The organism is Prevotella melaninogenica, from assembly GCF_013267595.1.
GTDB classification, from domain to species: Bacteria; Bacteroidota; Bacteroidia; order Bacteroidales; family Bacteroidaceae; genus Prevotella; species Prevotella melaninogenica_D.
On sequence record NZ_CP054011.1, the window covers coordinates 1,926,066 to 1,946,317 of the forward strand.

A 20,252-nucleotide genomic window follows, 5' to 3' on the forward strand; every position below is an offset into this window, starting at 1 on the left:
GTTGGGTAGAGAAACTGAGGAGAGGAATCTATATAGCATAAATATTATGGAAGAAAGAAAGATAGTTGTCGTTGGTGCTGGTCTTACTGGTCTTACTTGTGCAGCTTATCTACGTCGTAAAGGTCAAGATGTAGTGGTTTTGGAGGCTGCCGATCGTATCGGTGGACTTATGCAGACGGAAGAGGTAGACGGCTTTGTGATGGAACAAGGACCGAGTACGGGTACTATTAAATACCCTGAAGTGGCTGAACTCTTCGATATGTTAGGCGATGATTGTACGTTGGAGGTAGCACAGAGTTCTGCTAAATGCCGTTTGATATGGAAAGATGGACGTTTTCATGCCCTACCTTCTGGACTTTGGTCTGCTATCACCACTCCTCTCTTCACACTGAAAGATAAGTTCCGTATCCTTGGTGAGCCATGGCGTAAGAAGGGGATAGACCCTAACGAGAGTGTGGGTAGCCTTGCTGAACGACGCTTGGGACGGTCATTTGTTGATTACGCAGTCGACCCTTTCCTCTCTGGTGTGTATGCTGGTGATCCTTATCAACTACCAACTCGCCTTGCTTTGCCTAAACTCTACGACTTAGAACAACGTTATGGAAGCTTTATTAAAGGGGCTATGGCACTTGCAAAACAACCAAAGACGGACAGGGAAAAGCGTGCAACGAAGGCTGTCTTCTCTACTCGTGGAGGTTTCCGTAGTCTTGTTTCTGCATTAGGGAGAGTTATTGGTGATGAGAGAATCCGAACGAATTGTAAAGAACTAAGTATTGAACCGTTAGGAGATAAGTGGAAACTGTCTTGGGGTGAGAATACTATAATAGCTGAACAGGTTATTACAACTTGTCCTGCCTATGCCTTGCCTAAGTTATTGAACTTCTTACCTAAGGAGCAACTTGACGATTTAAGCAATCTTTATTATGCTCCAGTGATTGAGATTGGAGTGGGTATGAAGAATACGGGGGATGTACATTGGAATGCCTTTGGCGGATTAGTACCGTCAAAAGAAAAGCAGAATGTATTGGGAGTCCTTATGCCTTCCGCTTGTTTTCAAGGGCGTTCGCCTAAGGAAGGAGCCAATTACGCATGCTTTATAGGTGGTGCTTGTCATCCTGAATATATCAATAAGACGGATGAAGAACTGATAGGATTGGTTAATACGTCCCTTCATACGATGTTGGGTTATCCTAAAGGCACGTGTGCTGACGTCATTCGTATTTACAGACACAGCCATGCTATTCCACAATATATGCCCGAAACGGATGCTCGCCTTCGTACTATTGATGCCGTAGAACTTGCTTATCCTGGTTTACATATCATTGGTAATTTGAAAGATGGTATCGGTATGGGCGATAGAATCAAGCAGGCTGTGGATATGGCAGAGAAGATTAGTTTGTCTGTATCGTAAATACAAGCTATCTCACACGAATATTTCTTGTTTCAATTTGCTGTCACTTTTAACACTTCAATTACTCCTCTGTAAACTAATAAGTTAAGTTCTTACAATGGATGACAGCAGTGACAGCAAATTGAATTTATCCTAATTGCCGAAGCAAAAACACAAAGTCAAACAAGTATATAACATGCAAAAAGCCATAATCCCAATAGGATTACGGCTTTTATTGTTCTTTTCAGCTATGACTGAAAGTATTTTTTTATCCCAATGCAGCTACGTGCTTGCAGAGAGCAGACTTCAAATTAGCTGCCTTGTTCTGGTGGATAACGTTAGTCTTTGCCAACTTGTCCAACATCTTCTGTACAACAGGATAGAGCTTAACAGCCTCTTCCTTATCCGTCATGCTACGCAACTTGCGTACAGCGTTACGCATAGTCTTAGCATAATATCTGTTGTGCAAAGTCTTAACCTTGTCCTGACGGATTCTCTTCAATGATGATTTGTGATTTGCCATCTTTGTTTTCTTCTTTTATTTTACTTGTAGTCCCTAGCAGAGTCGAACTGCTCTTTAGAGAATGAAAATCTCTCGTCCTAACCGATAGACGAAGGGACCATAGCTGATTTTGCGGGTGCAAAGGTAGCCCATTTATTTTAATCAACCAAACTTTTTGCTAATAAATTTTCGTAAGAGGCTGTATTTTTGTATTTTTGCATTGTTTTTTATATGATTTTGAAGTCAAAGGCAATTGTTTTGCGTTCTCTGAAGTTTGGTGACTCATCACTAATAATTGATATGTTTACCGAGTTAGAGGGGCGTATTTCTTTTATAACGCGCATTCCTAAGACGGCAAAAGGGAAGATTAAGAAGCAGTATTTTCAACCGCTGACCTTACTCGACCTTGAATTTGATTACCGTCCGCGAACTTCTTTGCAGCGTATAAAGGAAGTGCGTATCCTTCGTCCTTACGGCTCTATACCTTTTGACCCTGTGAAGTCGGCTATCCTGCTCTTCCTTTCAGAATTCCTTTATTATGTTACTCGTGGTGAGCAACAGAATGCCCACCTATATAATTATGTATGTGCGAGTATGGAATGGTTGGATGAGGCTGAGCGTGATTATGCCAATTTCCATCTTGTCTTTATGATGCGTTTGAGTCGTTTCATCGGTTTCTTCCCTAATCTTGATGCCTATCAGGCGGGTGCTTGCTTTGATCTTCGCAATGCAACCTTCACTGCAAGTGCACCTCTTCATTCTGATTATCTACTCCCTGCAGATGCAGCAGGTATTAATCAGTTGATTCGTATGGACTACGAGAATATGCACCTTTTCCGTCTATCTCGTCACGATCGCAATCGTATTTCAGATATCGTATTGCATTACTATCGAATCCATGTGCCTGATATGCCTGAACTAAAAAGTTTTCAGGTGATGCGCGAACTGTTTAGTTAAGGTGCTTTACGATGTTATTTAGGTGTTAATAAATGCTCCTATAATGACCGTATATTATACTTATAGATAGTCTTTATCAAATTATTTTCATGAAAAAAAATATTTTTCTTCATGAAAAGAAATATTTATCTTCATGAAAATAATTTCTTTTTTTCATGATAATAATTCAAGATTGGTATTTTGTTGCTTGTTTTTTTTATTACTTTTGTGGACTTGAAGCATGAAAATTCAAACTTAACCTATTATATAATATAAGTTTATGAAGTTAACAGAACAGCGTAGTAGTATGCTTCATGGTGTACTGCTGATTACTTTGTTTGCTTGTGCAGCATTCTATATCGGTGATATGGGATGGGTGAAAGCACTTTCGTTGAGTCCGATGGTCGTTGGTATCATCTTGGGTATGCTTTATGCCAATAGCCTTCGCAATAATCTTCCTGAAACGTGGGTGCCGGGTATTGCCTTTTGTGCGAAACGTGTGTTGCGGTTTGGTATTATTCTTTATGGTTTTCGTTTGACCTTTCAAGACGTGGTGGCAGTGGGCTTCCCTGCTATTATTGTGGATGCAATTATTGTATGTGGAACGATTCTCTTAGGTGTTTTGGTCGGTAGACTCTTGAAGATGGACCGCAGTATAGCTCTTTTGGCAGCTTGTGGAAGTGGTATCTGTGGAGCCGCTGCGGTGTTAGGTGTCGACGGAGCTATTCGTCCGAAGCCTTATAAGACGGCTGTAGCGGTAGCGACGGTGGTAATCTTCGGTACACTTTCAATGTTCCTTTATCCGATTCTTTATCGTGCAGGTGTCTTTGATTTATCACCCGATGCAATGGGAATCTTTGCAGGGTCTACGATTCATGAGGTGGCTCATGTCGTCGGTGCAGGTAATGCCATGGGTGCTGCAGTGAGCAATTCTGCGATTATCGTTAAGATGATTCGTGTGATGATGTTGGTACCTGTGTTGTTGGTTATAGCCTTCTTTGTTGCAAAGAATGTTGCTGAGCGAGACGATGAGGCTGGCGGTAGTCGTAAGATAAACATCCCTTGGTTTGCGATTCTCTTCCTTGTGGTCATCGGTTTCAACTCATTGAACTTACTTCCAAAAGAACTTGTCGACTTTATCAATACCCTCGATACCTTCCTTCTCACCATGGCTATGTCTGCGCTCGGTGCTGAAACGAGTATTGATAAGTTTAAGAAAGCAGGTTTTAAGCCTTTCCTCTTGGCAGCAATTCTATGGTGCTGGCTGATCGGTGGAGGTTATTGCTTGGCAAAGTATTTGGTGCCTATGCTTTAGTTTATGGTGAGAAGTGTTAGATGTTGAGGACCTGTTTTAGTTTAGTATATTTGAATACGCTTATTCTTTATAAGTAACAAGCTTTTGTGTTGTACAGAAGGAAATAAGAAAACGGCTACTTATTTAATGGGGTAGTCGTTTTCTTATATGTATAGTTACAAGTTAAATATTTAACAAAATGTACTTACTTTAGATATTCAATTTCAACATTTCTATCATACATATGTAGCACACATTTTTCAACTTGTTCATTTTTGAGGAAGATAGTCAGTCCATAGTTTTGCCCATCGAAGTCAATCCAACCAAATGGGGACATAGCTTGAAGAGGGTAGCCTCTCAATACAATTTTGTTATCAGACTGGCTAATTACTCTCATTGGTTTTGGAGCCATCTGCACGTTGTTTTGCCAAACTGGGTGCATGCCGTCCAAGTTGTAGATAGTAACGATATATCCATCATCGCTAACAATTTTATAACCGCTACATCCACTTATATTTGGTTCAACTTTCACAGCACGTTTGGCACCGCCATGGGGACCAGAAATATGAATGCCATCTTGGTATCTTATATGATCGGAAGATTCAAATAAAAAATTCAAATCCATAAGAATTGGTTTATATCTTTGCTAATAATTTTAACTGACCTGTATGTAGAATTCCAAACAATCTCTCCATAAAATCATCAAGTTCAGGAGTATGATCAATAAACATTTCTGTAGCCAGCCAAATAGTTTCATCATCAAAGAAAAAAGCTTTAATACACTTTATTTCTTTGTTAAGTTCATTACAAACCTCCAAGCCATGTTGTTTTTCAGAAGGGTTATTTAGAGTATAAACACCTGGCATAAGAATCTGAAGGTAACTGTTATCCCCAGTATTGTTGCCAATAATGAAATTACCACCCTGATGTTTAAAAGTAATTCCAAATGGTTCAACACTAAATCGATAGCCATTGTTTTGTAACCACTCTTTGAAAATTTCCATATAGATATTCTCTCTGCCTATCCAGTTCCTCTCGGCTTTAATTTGTTTAGATTTATGAGAAGCGTGGAACTGACTAAGTCCACGTCTAAGTCGGAGGTCGTAGGAAAAACCTTATCCAGAGAATGGAGATAGCAGTCCCACGCCTATGCGTGAGAACCACTATGCTGTCTCTCTGGATTAAGTCTTGAATTTCCTACGTTCCCGACTTGGAGATGAGCATAACGCTTCTTGTTCTTAAAAAGTATTGTGTTCTGAAAGAACACCTTGCAAAAATAGTAAAAAGTTCTTAAATCTACAAATGTATTGTCTGTTTTTTTTAAAAGTACTTTAGAATCTTATGTAACATGATTACAACAAGAGAAAATCTATTTGGTGTCTCTGAGAGCACAGGTTTTACTTAGTAGTTTGGTGTAGATGAAGTGCGCATCTGAGGGAACATGTTTTGGTTAGATGTTGAATGATATATAGGAGAATAATTACCATCTTCTACAAATGTGCGAAGGCTTAGCACGTTATGTGCGGACGCCTAACACATGTGGTGCGGAGGCTTAATAAGAAAGTATATAAGGGTAAAGAGACTAATAGAAAGGCTGCCTTTTCCCCAAAGGGAAGGGGTTATTCTTCTTATAACGAAGAAGGTTGATGAATCAAAAAAGGCTGAACTTCTTTCGGAGTTCAGCCTTTTCTTATTTTTGATATAACTATTATACGAAGCTAATAACGCCTTCAACAGCGCCTTCATTGCTTTCGTTTTCTTCATTATCTTGCTCAGGATTACTGATGCGCTTAATGTCCTTAATCATCTGCTTGGTACGCTTATAGGTTGGTGTGTTCTCTACAGCAAGGATAACATCCTCGTTGTCGAGTTCATCCGCAGTAAAGCGATAGATGTGTGGACGATGCTTGTATTGTGAGCTGTTGTTGTCCTTATAGAAACGATCACGACGGTCACGACGCTCTGCAGCCTTCTCCTCTTCCTCTGCCTGACGTGCTGCATCCTCTTGTGTCTGCTTCTTGATATGGCTACCCATACCGTCAACATCCTCGATACCGAAGCCCGTTGCAAGGATAGTAACCTTCACCTTCTTGTCGAGTTCAGGGTCAATAGCAAGTCCCCATTTCAACTCGAAGTCTGCACTGAAGTGGTTCATGAACTCTGTCACATCGCCCATTTCCTCCATTGTCAGACCCGAGTTGTCCTTGTCGTCAGTGTTGAAGTTGATAGAGAGTAGAATCTTCTTTGACTTGTAGACATCGTTGTCGTTGAGTAATGGTGAGTTGAGTGCGTCCTCAATCGCCTGCTTCACACGACCTTCACCCTCACCATAACCGGTTGACATGATAGCTACACCACCATCTTTGAGGACTGTCTTTACATCGTTGAAGTCGAGGTTCATAATACCATGAACGGTGATAATCTCTGCAATACTCTTGGCAGCCACACTCAGTGTGTCGTCAGCCTTGCGGAAACCATTGAGCAAACTTAGTTCAGGATAAATCTCGCGGAGACGTTCGTTGTTGATAACGAGCAGCGCATCGACGTGCTTTGCCATTTCTTCAACGCCATCCAACGCCTGGTCTATCTTCTTAGCTCCCTCGAAACGGAAAGGAATTGTAACGATACCCACGGTGAGAATGCCCAATTCTTTGCTGACACGTGCGATGACAGGTGCTGCACCAGTACCCGTACCACCACCCATACCAGCGGTGATAAATGCCATCTTCGTACCATCGTTGAGCATGTGCTTAATATCCTCTATAGTCTCTTCAGCAGCCTGACGTGCACGCTCAGGACGGTTTCCAGCACCTAATCCTTCCTTACCCAATTGCAGATGAACAGGAACAGGAGAGTCGTTGAGTGCTTGCGCATCCGTGTTGCAGAGTACGAAGGTTACGTCGTGGATACCTTCTTTGTACATGTGGTTTACGGCGTTACCACCACCACCGCCGACACCAATGACCTTGATGATGCTATCAGCTACATCGCCGTCACCGAAGTCTAATATATCCATTTTATTATTGTTGTCTGCCATAACAGTATGTTGTCTATGATTATTTCCTATGTTCTTTTTATGTGTGAGCTGTTGGATTATTCTTCATCCTCACTCATAATGGTTTTTCCGAACTCTTTCACCTTACGTGAGAATTTGTTCCAGAAGCTATTGCGACGCTTCTCCTCTTCGAGTTCGCGCTCTCTTGCTTCCTCTTCCTCACGCAGCTTGCGCTCTTCCTCTTCACGTTTGCGACGCTCAGCTTCAGCTTTCTTCTTCTCTTCTGGTGTTGGAACAATACCTTTTCCTTGTCTTGTTGTAGACGATGGAGTATAAGGCTGCTGCTGTTGATCAATAGGAGTTGCCACTGCAATGTCTTCGTTGTTGAAGAGATTGCTCTGTGCAGGGTTGTATTCTTGTCCAGCACAGTTCATCTCACCCTTGATAAGCAAACCGAGAATTGTGTTCATGTCACCATTCTTAGCTGTGATATCTGCATTGCTTGAAGCGATGGTATGTGTAACGAAGTTTGCTTTGCGAATCTTGTCGATATGTGTGGTATTGCGAATACAGCGTTCAATGTTCTTTAAATTCATACCACCACCAGTGAGAATGATACCGCCAAGAAGTTTGTCGGCATAGTCAGATGGTACCTGACACCATACATTCTCAACGATTTCACCAATACGTGCCTCAACGATTTCAATGAACTTACGGCTCTCTACGGTACGTTCTGGGTCTATAGAGTATTTTAATGTATTGTCGATATCGTTATTTTCAGTGAAAGCAGAACCATACTTAAGCTTCATCGCCTCAGCATCCTTCTCTTCCATTTGTAGGCTGGCAATGTCCTTTGTAATATTATTACCCCCCAATGGAATAACAGCCAAGTGACGGAGAATGTTCTTGTAATATACAGAAACTGTTGTTGTGTCAGCACCGAAGTCAACCAATACACAACCTCCACGTTTCTCAGCTTCGCTCAATACGGCATCAGCCAAGGCCAAAGGGGCAAGGTACATCTCGGCAATAGAGATGCCAGACTTCTCAAAGCAGTTGTTGAGGTTATCATAGAAAGCCTTGCGCCAAAGGATATTAAGGAAGTTACCCTCCAAGCGAGTGGCTTTGATACCTACCGGGTCGAGAACAAACTGGTTGTCAACCTTATACTCCTGTGTGGCAGCATCGAGAATCTCCTGGTCAGGATAAGTCATATTGCGGTTGGCATCCATTAACTCATTAATCATATCTGAGGTAATGATGGTATCAGTAGGCAAATCCTTTACGATAACGTTGCGAACGCTTCGTATAGATTGTCCTCCCACGCCTACATAGACCTGAGAAATCTCATACTTCAGTTGTTTTCTTAGTTTGTTGATGATGCCAGTGAGGCACTGTCCGGTCTTGTCGATGTTGTAAACGACACCCTTGCGAATACACTGTGTAGCGTCTTCCTTTACAACAGCAAGCACGGAGATACTGCCGTCAAGATTCTTTTTGCCAGCGATTCCCGTAATCTTTGATGAGCCTAATTCAATGGCTACTATGAACTCTGCCATATTCGTTAAGTATTATGTTCCTTATTTTATATTCTCTAAAATGATATTTTTTATTCCGTAAGTCCTGCAGAGGCATCTTCTTGCCGTTTCACTTCCTTACGGGCTTTATCTCTTTCCTCCTCTTCTGTACGTTGTACGTCTTCTACTTGTTCAGACTGAGCCTTCTTAAGCAATGCATCCTCTTCTTCTTTCTCGGCTTTCTCATCACGTTTCTTACAGATGATTTGGTTGTCGAATTCTATGTCGATGTAAGAGTATTTGTTCCAACCAGCTTGTGAAAGACCATATCGATAGAACTTCTCTAAGCGTGACAACTTCTTTTTAACGAAGATATTTATATCATGCTTACGCTTCCATGGACCATTGTTTTTAGGCAAGTAACCCATGAAGATGATATGATTACCGACACGTGGTACTAACTCAATGCCTCTGTCTGGTAAGACATTAATCTGCTCTATTTGGTTCAGCCATAGTGGTTCAGCACTGATAGCCTTGGCAAGAGGAGCAATATAAAGGCGTGCGAAGTTATTGTCTATATTGCCAGTTGCAATGATCAAGTCGCTGGTGTACTTAGAGTTTGGGAGTATTCCTCCGTTATCATCAAGATAATAGTCGGCTCCATTACTACTCTTAATGCGGATAATCGGCATACGTTGAGTAATATAGATGTTGACGTGTCCATCTTTTGTTTTGTAGCATTGGGCTGTATTGATGAATGGTCCCACTTTTAATGCCTCCTCAATATTGCGTGGATTGATGTCAGTTATCTTCTTATTGAGGGGATAGAGGTGGGCTTTCTCTAATATTTGTTTGATTTCTGTAGCGGTAAGAAAGCCAGCATTGTTAGAGTCAGATATGTTGATATTCACTTTGGTGCATAGCTGTTCGCTCTCATCAGGCTTGTTCCATGAGGTAACTGCCATGATGAGATAAATAGCCAGTACAATATCCAGCGCAGTGATAATTATCTTTTTCCACTTAATGTGCATATCTTCTCTCTTTTGTTTTAAGAGTTTTGCTTTCTTTCTTCTTATTTCTCGTTGAGTATCTTTGCAATCTCTGGGACATAATTGTCGAGATTACCGGCACCCAAAACAACCAAAACGTCAAAGTCTCTTGACTTTACAAAGTCGAGAACATCGTCCTTTTTAATCATCTGTTTCTTAACATTAGGACTGAGGTTGTCATAGATGAGTTCGCTTGTTACACCTGGGATCGGTTCTTCGCGAGCAGGATAAATCTCTGTCAATACCACTTCATCGAAATGACTGAGTGCCTCTGCAAACTCCTTATAGAAGTCACGTGTTCGAGTGTAGAGGTGTGGCTGGAAGATTGCAGTAACCTTCTTGTCAGCATAAAGTTCCTTAAGACTCTTTGCACTCTGTAGAATCTCCTTTGGATGATGCGCATAGTCTGAGAGGAAGACGTGGCGGTTATCCTTTATCTTGAAGTCGAAACGACGGTCAACACCACCATATGTCTTCATTCCATTGCGCAATTCTTCTGCCGTACAGCCATTGAGTTGAGCCATAGCCATTGCAGAGATACCGTTTTCAATGTTGATAGGTATGGGTTGTCCAAGCTCAATATCCTTTATGTTCTCGATAGGAGAAAAGAAGTCAAAGGTGATTGTTCCGTTTGCAATTCGTATGTTCTCAGCGTGGAAGTCGCCTTCGTCACGGCTGTATTCATAGATTCTAACACCTTCTTGTACGTTTGGTTTCATCTCTAATCCTTTGCGGATAATGAGTGCACCTCCCTTTTGAATGAGTTCTGTATAGTGTCGGAAACTCTCAAGGTAAGCCTCTTTTGTGCCGTAGATGTCCAAGTGATCAGGGTCAGTAGAGGTGATAACGCTCATCCAAGGACGCAGCCAATGGAAAGAACGGTCGAACTCGTCTGCCTCAATCACAACAAAGTCGCTATGGTCAGAGAGGATATAATTAGTGCCATAGTTCTTGGAAATACCACCAAGGAAGGCGTTACAGTCCAAATGACTTTGGTGCATAAGGTGTGCACACATGCTGGAAGTCGTTGTCTTTCCATGTGTTCCAGCAAAGCAAAGACCCTTATGTGTTCGGGTGAGTGTGCCGAGAACCTGTGCACGTTTCTGAATCTCAAAGCCATTCTCACGGAAGTAAACCAGCTCAGCGTGGTTAGAAGGGATGGCAGGTGTGTAGATTACCAACGTTGATGCTGGTTCTTTGCACGCTGCAGGGATGAGTTGAACATTCTCCTCATAATGAATGTCCATTCCTTCTTTCTCCAAAGTGTGGGTAAGTTCAGATGGAGTTTTATCGTAACCCGCTACTTTCAATCCTTTATGAAGGAAATAACGAGCAATAGCACTCATGCCGATGCCACCTGCACCTACGAAGTAAACTGATTTAATATCTTTGAGTTCCATGTGTTATATATTCTTTTTCTTTCTTTTGTTTGGGAATAGAACAGCGTTCTACGATGGTTTCTTTAAACCCTATCTATTGGAAGATAGCTTTATCCCTTAATGAGTTTGATAACCTCGTCAGCAATAATCTCTGCGGAGTTCTTCAGCCCCATCTTCTTAACATTCTCACTAAGACTTGCCAACTTCTCATCATTAGTGATGGTATCGAGTGCAAGTTTTATTAAAGTGTCAGGTGCATCAACGTCCTTTACGCAGAGTGCAGCATCTTTATTGACCAATGCCATCGCATTCTTTGTCTGATGATCTTCTGCCACGTTTGGACTTGGTACCAAGATAACAGGCTTTCCGATAAGCTGGAATTCACTGATAGAACTTGCGCCAGCACGACTGATAACAAGGTCAGCAGCCTTATATGCAGCACCCATATCACTGATAAAGTCCATTATCTTTAGGTTCGGAAGTTCCTTACCCTTCATCGAATCCAATATCTGTTGATGATAGAACTTACCCGTTTGCCATATGAATTGAACGTCTGATTGTTTGATGAGATCAAGGTGTTCAATGACTGAGCGATTGATAGTTCTTGCTCCAAGACTACCACCAACGAGGAGGATAGTTTTCTTGTTAGGGTCAAGACCGAAACTCTCACGTGACTCTTCAACAGAGAGTGGGGTAGAGAGGACGTTCTGACGAACAGGGTTACCCGTCATGATAATCTTATCAGCAGGGAAGAAACGGTCCATACCTTCGTAAGCAACACAAATCTTCTTCACACGCTTAGACAATAGTTTGTTGGTAACACCAGCATAAGAATTCTGCTCTTGGATAAGACATGGGATGCCCATCTTTGCACACTCATAGAGCGTTGCACCACTGGCATAACCACCAACACCCACAGCAACCTGTGGCTTGAAGTCTTTTATTATCTGGCGAGCCATACGAAGACTCTTCCAAAGTTTGCAAAGTACTTCAATGTTCTTTAGCTTATTAGCACGGTCGAAACCTTTGATAGGTAGGCCTTTTATCTCATAACCAGCAGCAGGAACACGTTGCATCTCCATACGTCCATCAGCACCCACAAAGAGAATCTTCGCCTCTGGGTGTTTTGCCTTGATGGCATTAGCAATTGATACTGCAGGGAAGATATGTCCTCCCGTACCGCCACCGCTGATGATAATTCTTAATTCTTCGTCCATTTGCATCTTCTTTATAACCTACAAAGGTAATCATTTTTTTTATCTTCTTTCAACTTTCACATTCTTTTTAGTCTTCTCTACAGATTAGACTATTGCATGTGAAACTTTCTCAGAAGGTTTCTTTTCTTCTTTCTTTTTCTTTGCTGAACGGCTTACACTGAGTATTACGCCTATGTAGACGCAATTAATGATGGTTGAAGTACCACCCTTACTGATAAGGGGGAGTGGCTGTCCAGTAACTGGTGCCAATCCTACAGCTACTAACATGTTGAATAACGCCTGTGTAACCAAGAGGAAAGCGATACCCATAGCGAGAAAAGCAGGGAAAGAGTTTTCGCATCTATTGGCTATAATACCCGTTCTGAAAAGAAGGATAATGTAAAGGAACGCTACGAATATAGCTCCACCGATACCCATCTCCTCAATGATAATAGCATAGATGAAGTCGGAGAAGGCTTGCGAAAGGAAGTCTCTTTCATTAGAGTTTCCTGGTCCTTTACCAACGACATCTGATGAAGCAATGGCTATGTTAGCATGTGCCACCTGCGCATCTTTATCTAAGTCGTAATCTTTTGGCGCAACATATTCGTTACTAAAGAATTTCTTTACACGTGCCTTCCAAGTGTCAGCACGGTGAAGTATTTTACCAAAGAAGCCGGGTGATTCCTCTTGCTGCACAGCTACCGTTTGTTCTGTAAGGTTTTGCTTAGCAGACAATTCGTCCTCAGCCTTCTTATCATCTCCTACGAGCATCACCATAGATAGGACGAAAACTCCAAGTAAGACGATGAAACCTATCAAACGACCTAACTGATTGAAAGGAACTCTTCCCACAAACATCATCAATATTACGGTCAAACCAATGAGCATCGCTGTGGAAAGATTCTCACCGAGAATGAGGAGAATAATACCACCCGATAGCCACATGATATATTTAAAGGCTTTTCGGTCAGCTCCATGTTCGGTTTGCATTGCGCTAAGAATCTGTGCAATAGCTAATACCAAGGCTCCCTTAGCTAATTCGGAAGGTTGAAATTGAATACCTGCAAAGCTAATCCAACGGCTTGCTCCATTCGTACTTTGTCCTGCTGCGAGTACCCATGCCAGCAATAGTATGGACATGCCCAGTACGATAGGCGTTATGAGTTTGAAGTAACGACATTTAATATTTAATACAACCACCATCAGAGCAATTCCTACAATGAGGATGCTACAATGGTAGATGATAGGACTCCAGTAGTTACCTCCTGTGTACGACAGTGAACTTGAGGCTGAATATACCTCAATGATACTGATGATACATAGGAAGAAGAAGACCATCCAAATAACCTTGTCTCCTTTGAATATGTTACTGAGAGATTTATTCTTCATTGTTTTTTATTCCTTATGGGATTTATTAGCCCAATTAGCTTTATTAGCCTTATTAGCCCAATTAGCCTAATTAGCCTTTCCCTACAATGCTCTTACATAACTCTTGAACTGCTCGCCACGGTCTTCCATATTCTTAAAAAGATCGAAGCTTGCACAGCATGGGCTTAGGAGAACTGTGTCACCTGGCTTTGCTAACTCGGCACAAGCTGCAACACAATCCTTCATGGAGTGGGTGTCGCGGATAGGAAGCCCGAGGTCGTCGAAGTTGTCATGTAGCTTCTTATTGTCAGCGCCAAGGTAGACGATACCAGCACACTTCTGCTTAACTAAGTCCTTAATGCTGTTATAGTCATTTCCTTTATCCTTGCCACCAATAATCAAGATAGTTGGTGTACGCATGCTTTCAAGTGCATACCAACAAGCATCAACATTGGTAGCCTTTGAGTCGTTGATATATTGTACACCAGCAACCTTACATACCTTCTCCAGTCTATGTTCAACACCAGGGAAGTCGCTCAGACTCTTGCGGATGTTTTCTTTCTTGATACCGCTAATGTCTGAGGCAATACCTGCTGCCAAAGAGTTGTAGATGTTGTGACGTCCAGTAAGTGAAAGGTCTTCCTGTTCCATGTTGAATGGCTCAGGCTGTTCAATCGTGTACTGTCCTTCTTCAATGTAACCGATACTGCCATTCTCCTTTAATTCAGAGAAAGGATAGCATACGGCATGTACATCAAACTTCTCAAGTTCCTTCTTGATGACAGGGTCATCGTTCCAATAGATAAAACTGTCCTCCTTGGTTTGATTCTGAATGATACGCATCTTAGCGTCTGCGTAGTTCTCAAACTTGTAGTCATAGCGGTCCAAGTGGTCAGGGGTGATATTGAGAAGGATGGCAATATTGGCACGGAAGTCATACATATTGTCCAACTGGAAGCTACTCAACTCAATGATATAATACTCATGTGGGTCTTCTGCCACCTGCAGTGCAAGACTGTTACCAATGTTACCAGCCAAACCAGCGTCGTAACCAGCATCTTTGAAGATATGATAGATGAGGCTCGTTGTTGTGGTCTTTCCATTACTTCCAGTAATACATATCATCTTAGAGTTGGTATATCGACCAGCAAATTCTATTTCACTAATGATATGTGTACCCTGTGCAATAAGTTTCTGAACAATAGGAGCTTCTTTAGGAATACCAGGGCTCTTGATGATTTCATCAGCATTGAGAATCTTCTCTTCTGTGTGTTGTCCCTCTTCCCATTCTATACCACGGTCATCAAGCATCTTCTTATACTTGTCCTTAATGGCTGACATGTCAGAAACAAAGACATCGAAGCCTTCTTTCTTTGCCAATACGGCTGCGCCGGCACCACTTTCACCTGCACCAAGTATTACTATTCTTTTCATATATCTTTCCTTTCCTTACTCTTGCTTATGTAATGTTTTTGTTTGCTGGCTGCTTACCTTTCTTCGAGTAAACGGTTACCCGCCTTTTGGGTAGTGGTCAGCTGTATGGTGTATCGTATGAACACCAATGGTGCGAACGCCCCGCACATATCGTGCTAAGGCTTCGCACGCCTCGTGTTTATCTTATCTTCAGTGTGATGATAGTCATTGCAGCGAGGATGATAGTCACGATGATGAAGCGTAGTGTTATCTTACTCTCATGCACTGCACTATGTGGTTTCTTCAAGAGATACTTACACTCTGGATCGAGTTGGCTATCTTGTGTACGGAAGTTGTCATGTATTGGTGTACGCTTAAAGATACGCTGTTTAACACCTTTACGCTTTCCTAACTTGTAGTACCAAACCTGTACGATGACACTTAAGCTCTCAACAAAGAATACGCCACAGAGAATCGGAAGCATCAACTCCTTGTGAATGATGATAGCACCTACTGCTATGATTCCTCCGATGGTAAGACTTCCCGTGTCACCCATGAACACTTGTGCAGGATAAGCATTGTACCAGAGGAAGCCTATCAATGCTCCAATGAATGCCATGAAGAACACAACTAATTCTTCCGAACCTGGAATGTACATGATGTTGAGGTAGGCTGCGTATTGTATATGGCTACTTACGTAGGCTAATATACCCAATACGACACCTATGATGGCGGAGTTTCCTGCGCACATACCATCCATTCCGTCGTTAAGGTTTGCACCGTTAGAAACGGCAGTGACGACAAAGATAGTCATAAGCACGAAGAGAATCCAGCCACCTGCAGTCTTGTACTTGCCTAAGAAACCTACAATCTCTGAGTAATCAAGATTATGTAGCTTAACAAATGGAATGGTCGTCTTCAATGTCTTTTCAGCTTTTGTTTCATGTTTGATGACGACTTCCTTACCATTTTGATTTGCAACCTCAAGGTTCATGTTAGCTTTGACGTCAGGAGAAGCCCAAAGTGTTAAGCCAACGATGAGTCCGATGGTTACTTGTCCGATAATCTTATATTTACCCTTCAGTCCTTCCTTGTCGTGCTTGAATATCTTAATGAAATCGTCCATACCACCGAGAAAGCCCAACCAAATGGTTGTGACTATCATCAGAAGCAGATAGATATTACGTAATCTACCTAACAAGACGACAGGAATCAAGAGTGCAACGATGATGATAATACCACCCATTGATGGTACACCAATCTTTTTGACACCAAATGGGTCAATCTGTGCATCTCGTTGTACCTCTGTAATCTGCTTCTTCTTGAGGTATTTAATGAAGCGTTCTCCGAACCATGCAGAGATAATCAGTGCTAATATCATTGCCAAAATAGAACGGAAACTGATGTAGCCCCAAAGGTGAGAACCACTGATACCGAACTGGTCAAGCCAACGGAAGATATAGTATAACATTTTATTTCTCTTTTATGTTGTTCTTACGATAGACGATAGGGTCTCTATTTTAGAATTACTTGATACCGAAGATTTCACGGATAACCTCGTGGTCATCGAAATGATGCTTTACACCATTTATCTCTTGGTAGTTCTCATGTCCCTTACCTGCAACAAGAATAACGTCACCTTTCTGTGCCATCATGGCTGCAGTGCGAATCGCTTCCTTACGATCAGTAATCGTGAGAACCTTCTTACGCTGTGTGGCATCAAGTCCTGCAAGCATATCATCGATAATAGCCTGTGGCTCTTCGTCGCGTGGATTGTCACTTGTGAGGATGACCGTGTCACTTTGTTTAACAGCCTCTTGCGCCATTAATGGACGTTTACCCTTGTCACGATGTCCACCTGCACCGCAGACAGTAATGACATGTCCGCCCTTACCATCAAGTACATCATGGATAGCAGAGAGGACATTCTCCAGTGCGTCTGGTGTATGTGCATAGTCAACAACAGCAGTGTAGCCTTCTGGTGATTGGATAGGCTCTAATCGTCCGTTAACACTCTTGAGTGTGCTCATTGCTATTAGGACATCCTCTGGCTTCTTGCCTAACATGATGGCAGCACCATATACTGCAAGCAGATTGCTCACATTGAACTTACCAATGAACTGTACGCCAACCTCTTTGCCGTCAACTTCAAGGTACATACCTTCAAAGTGGCATTCAAGAATCTTTGCACGGAAGTCTGCCATTCGTTTGATAGAATAGGTCTTGACTGTTGCCTTTGTGTTCTGAACCATAATCATACCGTTCTTGTCATCGGCATTGGTGATGGCAAAAGCGGTCTTAGGCAGTCCGTCGAAGAACATCTTCTTCGCATTGCGATAGTTCTCGAAAGTCTTATGGTAGTCGAGGTGGTCACGTGTAAGGTTGGTAAAGATGCCTCCTACAAACTCTAAACCACCTATACGATGCTGATGAATAGCATGGCTGGAACACTCCATGAAGGCATATTCGCAGCCTGCCTCAACCATCTTCGCAAGTAGACAGTTAAGTTCTATTGGGTCTGGAGTAGTGTGACTTGCAGGAACTTCCTCATCATTAATATAGTTACATACGGTAGAGAGTAAGCCTACCTTATGACCGAATTCACGGAACATTCTATATAACAAGGTGGCAATGGTTGTCTTACCGTTCGTTCCAGTTACACCAACCAACTTTAGTTTGCGTGATGGTTCTCCATAGAACATTGTGGCAACCTTTCCTGCTTCTTCTTCAGTTGATGCTACTTGAACGTATGTTACCTTTTCATTCAGTTCCTCAGGCATATCTTCAAGTAGGATTGCTACGGCTCCTAACTCAATAGCTTTGCTAATGAATTTATGTCCGTCTACCTGTGTTCCTTTCATTGCGATGAACAAATGGCCGTTCTTTATCTTACGACTATCAATGTTCACTCCTTTAATCTCAACGTCAATATTGCCTTGGCTGGCAATAACCTTAACGTTTTTGAGTAATTCGCTTAACTTCATATCTTTGTTCTTTTCTTGTTCTTTATGATTGTAATCGAAGTGTTCTGTCTTTGTGAAGTGAATGTTTATCCCATTCTTAATTCACATTTCATGCCCTTCTTAACCTTTTCGCCTGGTGCTACGCTTTGTTTAATAACACGACCTCTACCGGTAAGTATTACTTTAATACCATGTTTCTCCATCAGGTAAACAGCGTCACGAGCACCCATGCCATGGACGTCAGGGACTATGTTGGCTTTAGGTGTTTGCTCCTTTTGGAAGGTCAATGACTTTCCTTTTATGGTGGTTGTTCCCCATATAGGATTACCGAATGGGTAGGCACCGTTCCAACCATTCGTTATTTGGAAACCGAGAGAATTCAACACATAGTCTGTTGCAAGCAGGTTGCCTGTCTTTGCTGTAGGGATTGTTACAGATGAAGCATCGTGTGCATCAGTAACATTCAGCTTCAGACTTTGTGCCATAATGCCTTCTGCTATGTGGTGGAATACAACGCCACTCATACCACCTCCGGATGCTGGAAGACCTGTCTTCTGTATGCAGACAATACAACTGTAACGTGGTTTGTCGGCAGGGAAGAAACCTGCAAAGCTGAGGAGATAATTTGTTCCACCAGTTTTATAACCCAAGGCTCCCTTTGACATCTGGGCAGTACCAGTCTTACCTGCAACGAGGAATTTGTCAGAGCCAGCCTTCTTACCCAAACCTTCAGAGACAACTTCCGTCAGAATACGTGTAATATTCTTGATGGTACTTTCCTTTGCAATGCGCTCCTTTAATACCTTTGGCGGATTGTTATAGATGACCTCACCATTTTTTACAATCTGTTTTACAAATCGTGGCTGCATTAGCTTACCACCATTGGCGATCGCATTATAGAAGGCAAGAGTCGATATTGGTGGTATCTGTGTCTCGTAACCAATACTCATCCATGGCAGAGCAGTGGCACTCCAGTTGTCATACTGACCACGACTATTCTTATGTGGCATGCGGATTCGTGCTGGTGAATAGCCTACGATAGGGACATGGAAATCAGTTGCAAGTCCTAAGTCGTAGATACCTTGAACGAATTTCTCTGGGTTCTTGTGGTAGTGCATGTCAATGATACGACTGACACCGATGTTTGAACTGTATTTTAAAGTCCATGGCAGCGTCAGCGTTCCATATCCTCCACGTGTCCAGTTGTGGTCCTTCATGTCTCGTCCGTACATATTCCATACACCTGGTCCAGTCTGAACAGTGTACATAGTATCAACGAGTCCATCATCAAGGATGGTCATAATAGAGGCTGTCTTAAAGACAGAACCAGGCTCAAGCAAGTCACTTACGGCATGATTCTTAACCTCTCTATATTCGCCATCACTACATTTATCTAAGTTGACAATAGCCTTCACGTCACCAGTTGCGACTTCCATCACAATAGCAACACCAACGTTACCATTTACGTTAGGGTCTTTCAGCTCGTCCAACAAGGCACGCTCTGCTAAGTCTTGCATGCTGACGTCAATGGTAGTTATGATGTCGGCACCATCAATTGGTGGTGTATCAGTGATATCAAGGAACTTGTTACGAACCTTACGACGGTGGATGATACCATTTGTACCACGCAGAATAGAGTCGTATGAAAGCTCTAATCCACAGCGTGCAGTATCCTTTGCGCCGAACATATCACCTATCGTACGTTGAGCAAGTGACCCAAACGGACGACGACGTGCATTGAACTCATCCCAGTGGAATCCACTCTTATATTTAGAAAGGTGGAAAATAGGGAGGCTCTGTATCTCTTTAAATGTGTTATAGTCTATGCGCTCGTTCCATATTGCCCAATGCTTACTCTCTTTGTGGTAGCCTTCCATGAGGTACTTCTTGAAGTAGGCTGCTGATTTCTCAGGAAAGATGTTATTCAATCCCTTGCTGATATAGTTGATGCTATCGACGAACGCAGTGTCGTTTCCAGCTGCTTTGAGTGCGTTGAAGTCCATGTAAACCTTAAATTCTGGTAATGAACTTGCCATAAGTTGCCCATTACAGCTTAAGATATTACCTCTGGTAGGCTTTACTGTGACGCTGTCTTTCTTTTGAGAAGCAGCAACTTCCAGCCAGTAGGTTCTACCTGCAGTCATGGTGTAGATAGTCTTACCAATAACAGCTACAGCTACAAGCGACATGATGATCGCTATAACACTGTAGCGGGGCATTACTTTGCTATTATCAAACTTACTCATA

Annotated in this window: 16 protein-coding genes; 3 read left to right on the top strand and 13 right to left on the bottom strand. The window is 42.2% G+C overall.

The window, feature by feature from the left end; translation table 11 throughout:
* Positions 1–46: 46 nt before the first annotated feature.
* Positions 47–1,411, top strand: a complete 1,365-nt coding sequence (gene hemG / locus FIU21_RS13080; RefSeq protein WP_004358671.1) for a protoporphyrinogen oxidase — start codon at positions 47–49, stop codon at positions 1,409–1,411.
* Positions 1,412–1,658: 247 nt separating this feature from the next.
* On the opposite strand, the gene rpsT is transcribed toward hemG, so the two are convergent.
* Positions 1,659–1,913, bottom strand: a complete 255-nt coding sequence (gene rpsT / locus FIU21_RS13085) for a 30S ribosomal protein S20 (protein WP_004358670.1) — start codon at positions 1,911–1,913, stop codon at positions 1,659–1,661.
* 210 nt (positions 1,914–2,123) lie between these two features.
* Here rpsT and recO point away from each other — a divergent pair, with 210 nt between their 5' ends.
* On the top strand, positions 2,124–2,849 hold the full coding sequence (gene recO / locus FIU21_RS13090; protein WP_004358669.1) for a DNA repair protein RecO: 726 nt from the start codon (positions 2,124–2,126) through the stop codon (positions 2,847–2,849).
* A 259-nt stretch (positions 2,850–3,108) separates the two neighbouring features.
* Complete coding sequence (locus FIU21_RS13095; RefSeq protein ID WP_036885706.1) at positions 3,109–4,143, top strand: YeiH family protein; 1,035 nt, start codon at positions 3,109–3,111, stop codon at positions 4,141–4,143.
* Between the two features lie 184 nt (positions 4,144–4,327).
* Here FIU21_RS13095 and FIU21_RS13100 read toward each other — a convergent pair whose 3' ends face one another.
* The 12 genes from FIU21_RS13100 to FIU21_RS13155 all read right to left on the bottom strand — a co-directional run bounded on the left by FIU21_RS13100 (position 4,328) and on the right by FIU21_RS13155 (position 20,251).
* Positions 4,328–4,747, bottom strand: coding sequence for a hypothetical protein (locus tag FIU21_RS13100; protein ID WP_004358667.1), 420 nt, complete (start codon positions 4,745–4,747; stop codon positions 4,328–4,330).
* 10 nt (positions 4,748–4,757) lie between these two features.
* Entirely contained in the window at positions 4,758–5,126 is a 369-nt protein-coding gene (locus FIU21_RS13105) for a hypothetical protein (RefSeq protein WP_004358666.1), read from the bottom strand.
* 704 nt (positions 5,127–5,830) lie between these two features.
* The gene (ftsZ, locus tag FIU21_RS13110) at positions 5,831–7,159 is read right to left on the bottom strand and encodes a cell division protein FtsZ (protein WP_036885705.1); all 1,329 of its coding nucleotides are present in this window, start codon (positions 7,157–7,159) and stop codon (positions 5,831–5,833) included.
* 56 nt (positions 7,160–7,215) lie between these two features.
* Positions 7,216–8,676, bottom strand: coding sequence for a cell division protein FtsA (ftsA, locus tag FIU21_RS13115; RefSeq protein ID WP_004358664.1), 1,461 nt, complete (start codon positions 8,674–8,676; stop codon positions 7,216–7,218).
* Between the two features lie 50 nt (positions 8,677–8,726).
* Positions 8,727–9,665 (bottom strand): POTRA-like domain-containing protein, encoded by a 939-nt coding sequence (locus FIU21_RS13120; RefSeq protein ID WP_004358663.1) that lies wholly within the window; start codon positions 9,663–9,665, stop codon positions 8,727–8,729.
* Positions 9,666–9,706: 41 nt separating this feature from the next.
* Positions 9,707–11,083, bottom strand: a complete 1,377-nt coding sequence (murC, locus tag FIU21_RS13125; RefSeq protein WP_004358662.1) for a UDP-N-acetylmuramate--L-alanine ligase — start codon at positions 11,081–11,083, stop codon at positions 9,707–9,709.
* An 89-nt stretch (positions 11,084–11,172) separates the two neighbouring features.
* Positions 11,173–12,279, bottom strand: coding sequence for an undecaprenyldiphospho-muramoylpentapeptide beta-N-acetylglucosaminyltransferase (gene murG / locus FIU21_RS13130; protein WP_036885704.1), 1,107 nt, complete (start codon positions 12,277–12,279; stop codon positions 11,173–11,175).
* 84 nt (positions 12,280–12,363) lie between these two features.
* Positions 12,364–13,650, bottom strand: coding sequence for an FtsW/RodA/SpoVE family cell cycle protein (locus tag FIU21_RS13135; RefSeq protein WP_036885703.1), 1,287 nt, complete (start codon positions 13,648–13,650; stop codon positions 12,364–12,366).
* 81 nt (positions 13,651–13,731) lie between these two features.
* A complete protein-coding gene (gene murD, locus FIU21_RS13140) occupies positions 13,732–15,063 on the bottom strand; it encodes a UDP-N-acetylmuramoyl-L-alanine--D-glutamate ligase (RefSeq protein WP_004358659.1) in 1,332 nt (443 codons plus the stop codon).
* 178 nt (positions 15,064–15,241) lie between these two features.
* Complete coding sequence (locus tag FIU21_RS13145; protein ID WP_004358658.1) at positions 15,242–16,513, bottom strand: phospho-N-acetylmuramoyl-pentapeptide-transferase; 1,272 nt, start codon at positions 16,511–16,513, stop codon at positions 15,242–15,244.
* A 55-nt stretch (positions 16,514–16,568) separates the two neighbouring features.
* Positions 16,569–18,026 (bottom strand): UDP-N-acetylmuramoyl-L-alanyl-D-glutamate--2,6-diaminopimelate ligase, encoded by a 1,458-nt coding sequence (locus tag FIU21_RS13150; RefSeq protein WP_004358657.1) that lies wholly within the window; start codon positions 18,024–18,026, stop codon positions 16,569–16,571.
* A gap of 65 nt (positions 18,027–18,091) precedes the next feature.
* Complete coding sequence (locus tag FIU21_RS13155; protein ID WP_004358656.1) at positions 18,092–20,251, bottom strand: penicillin-binding protein; 2,160 nt, start codon at positions 20,249–20,251, stop codon at positions 18,092–18,094.
* Position 20,252 lies beyond the last annotated feature (1 nt).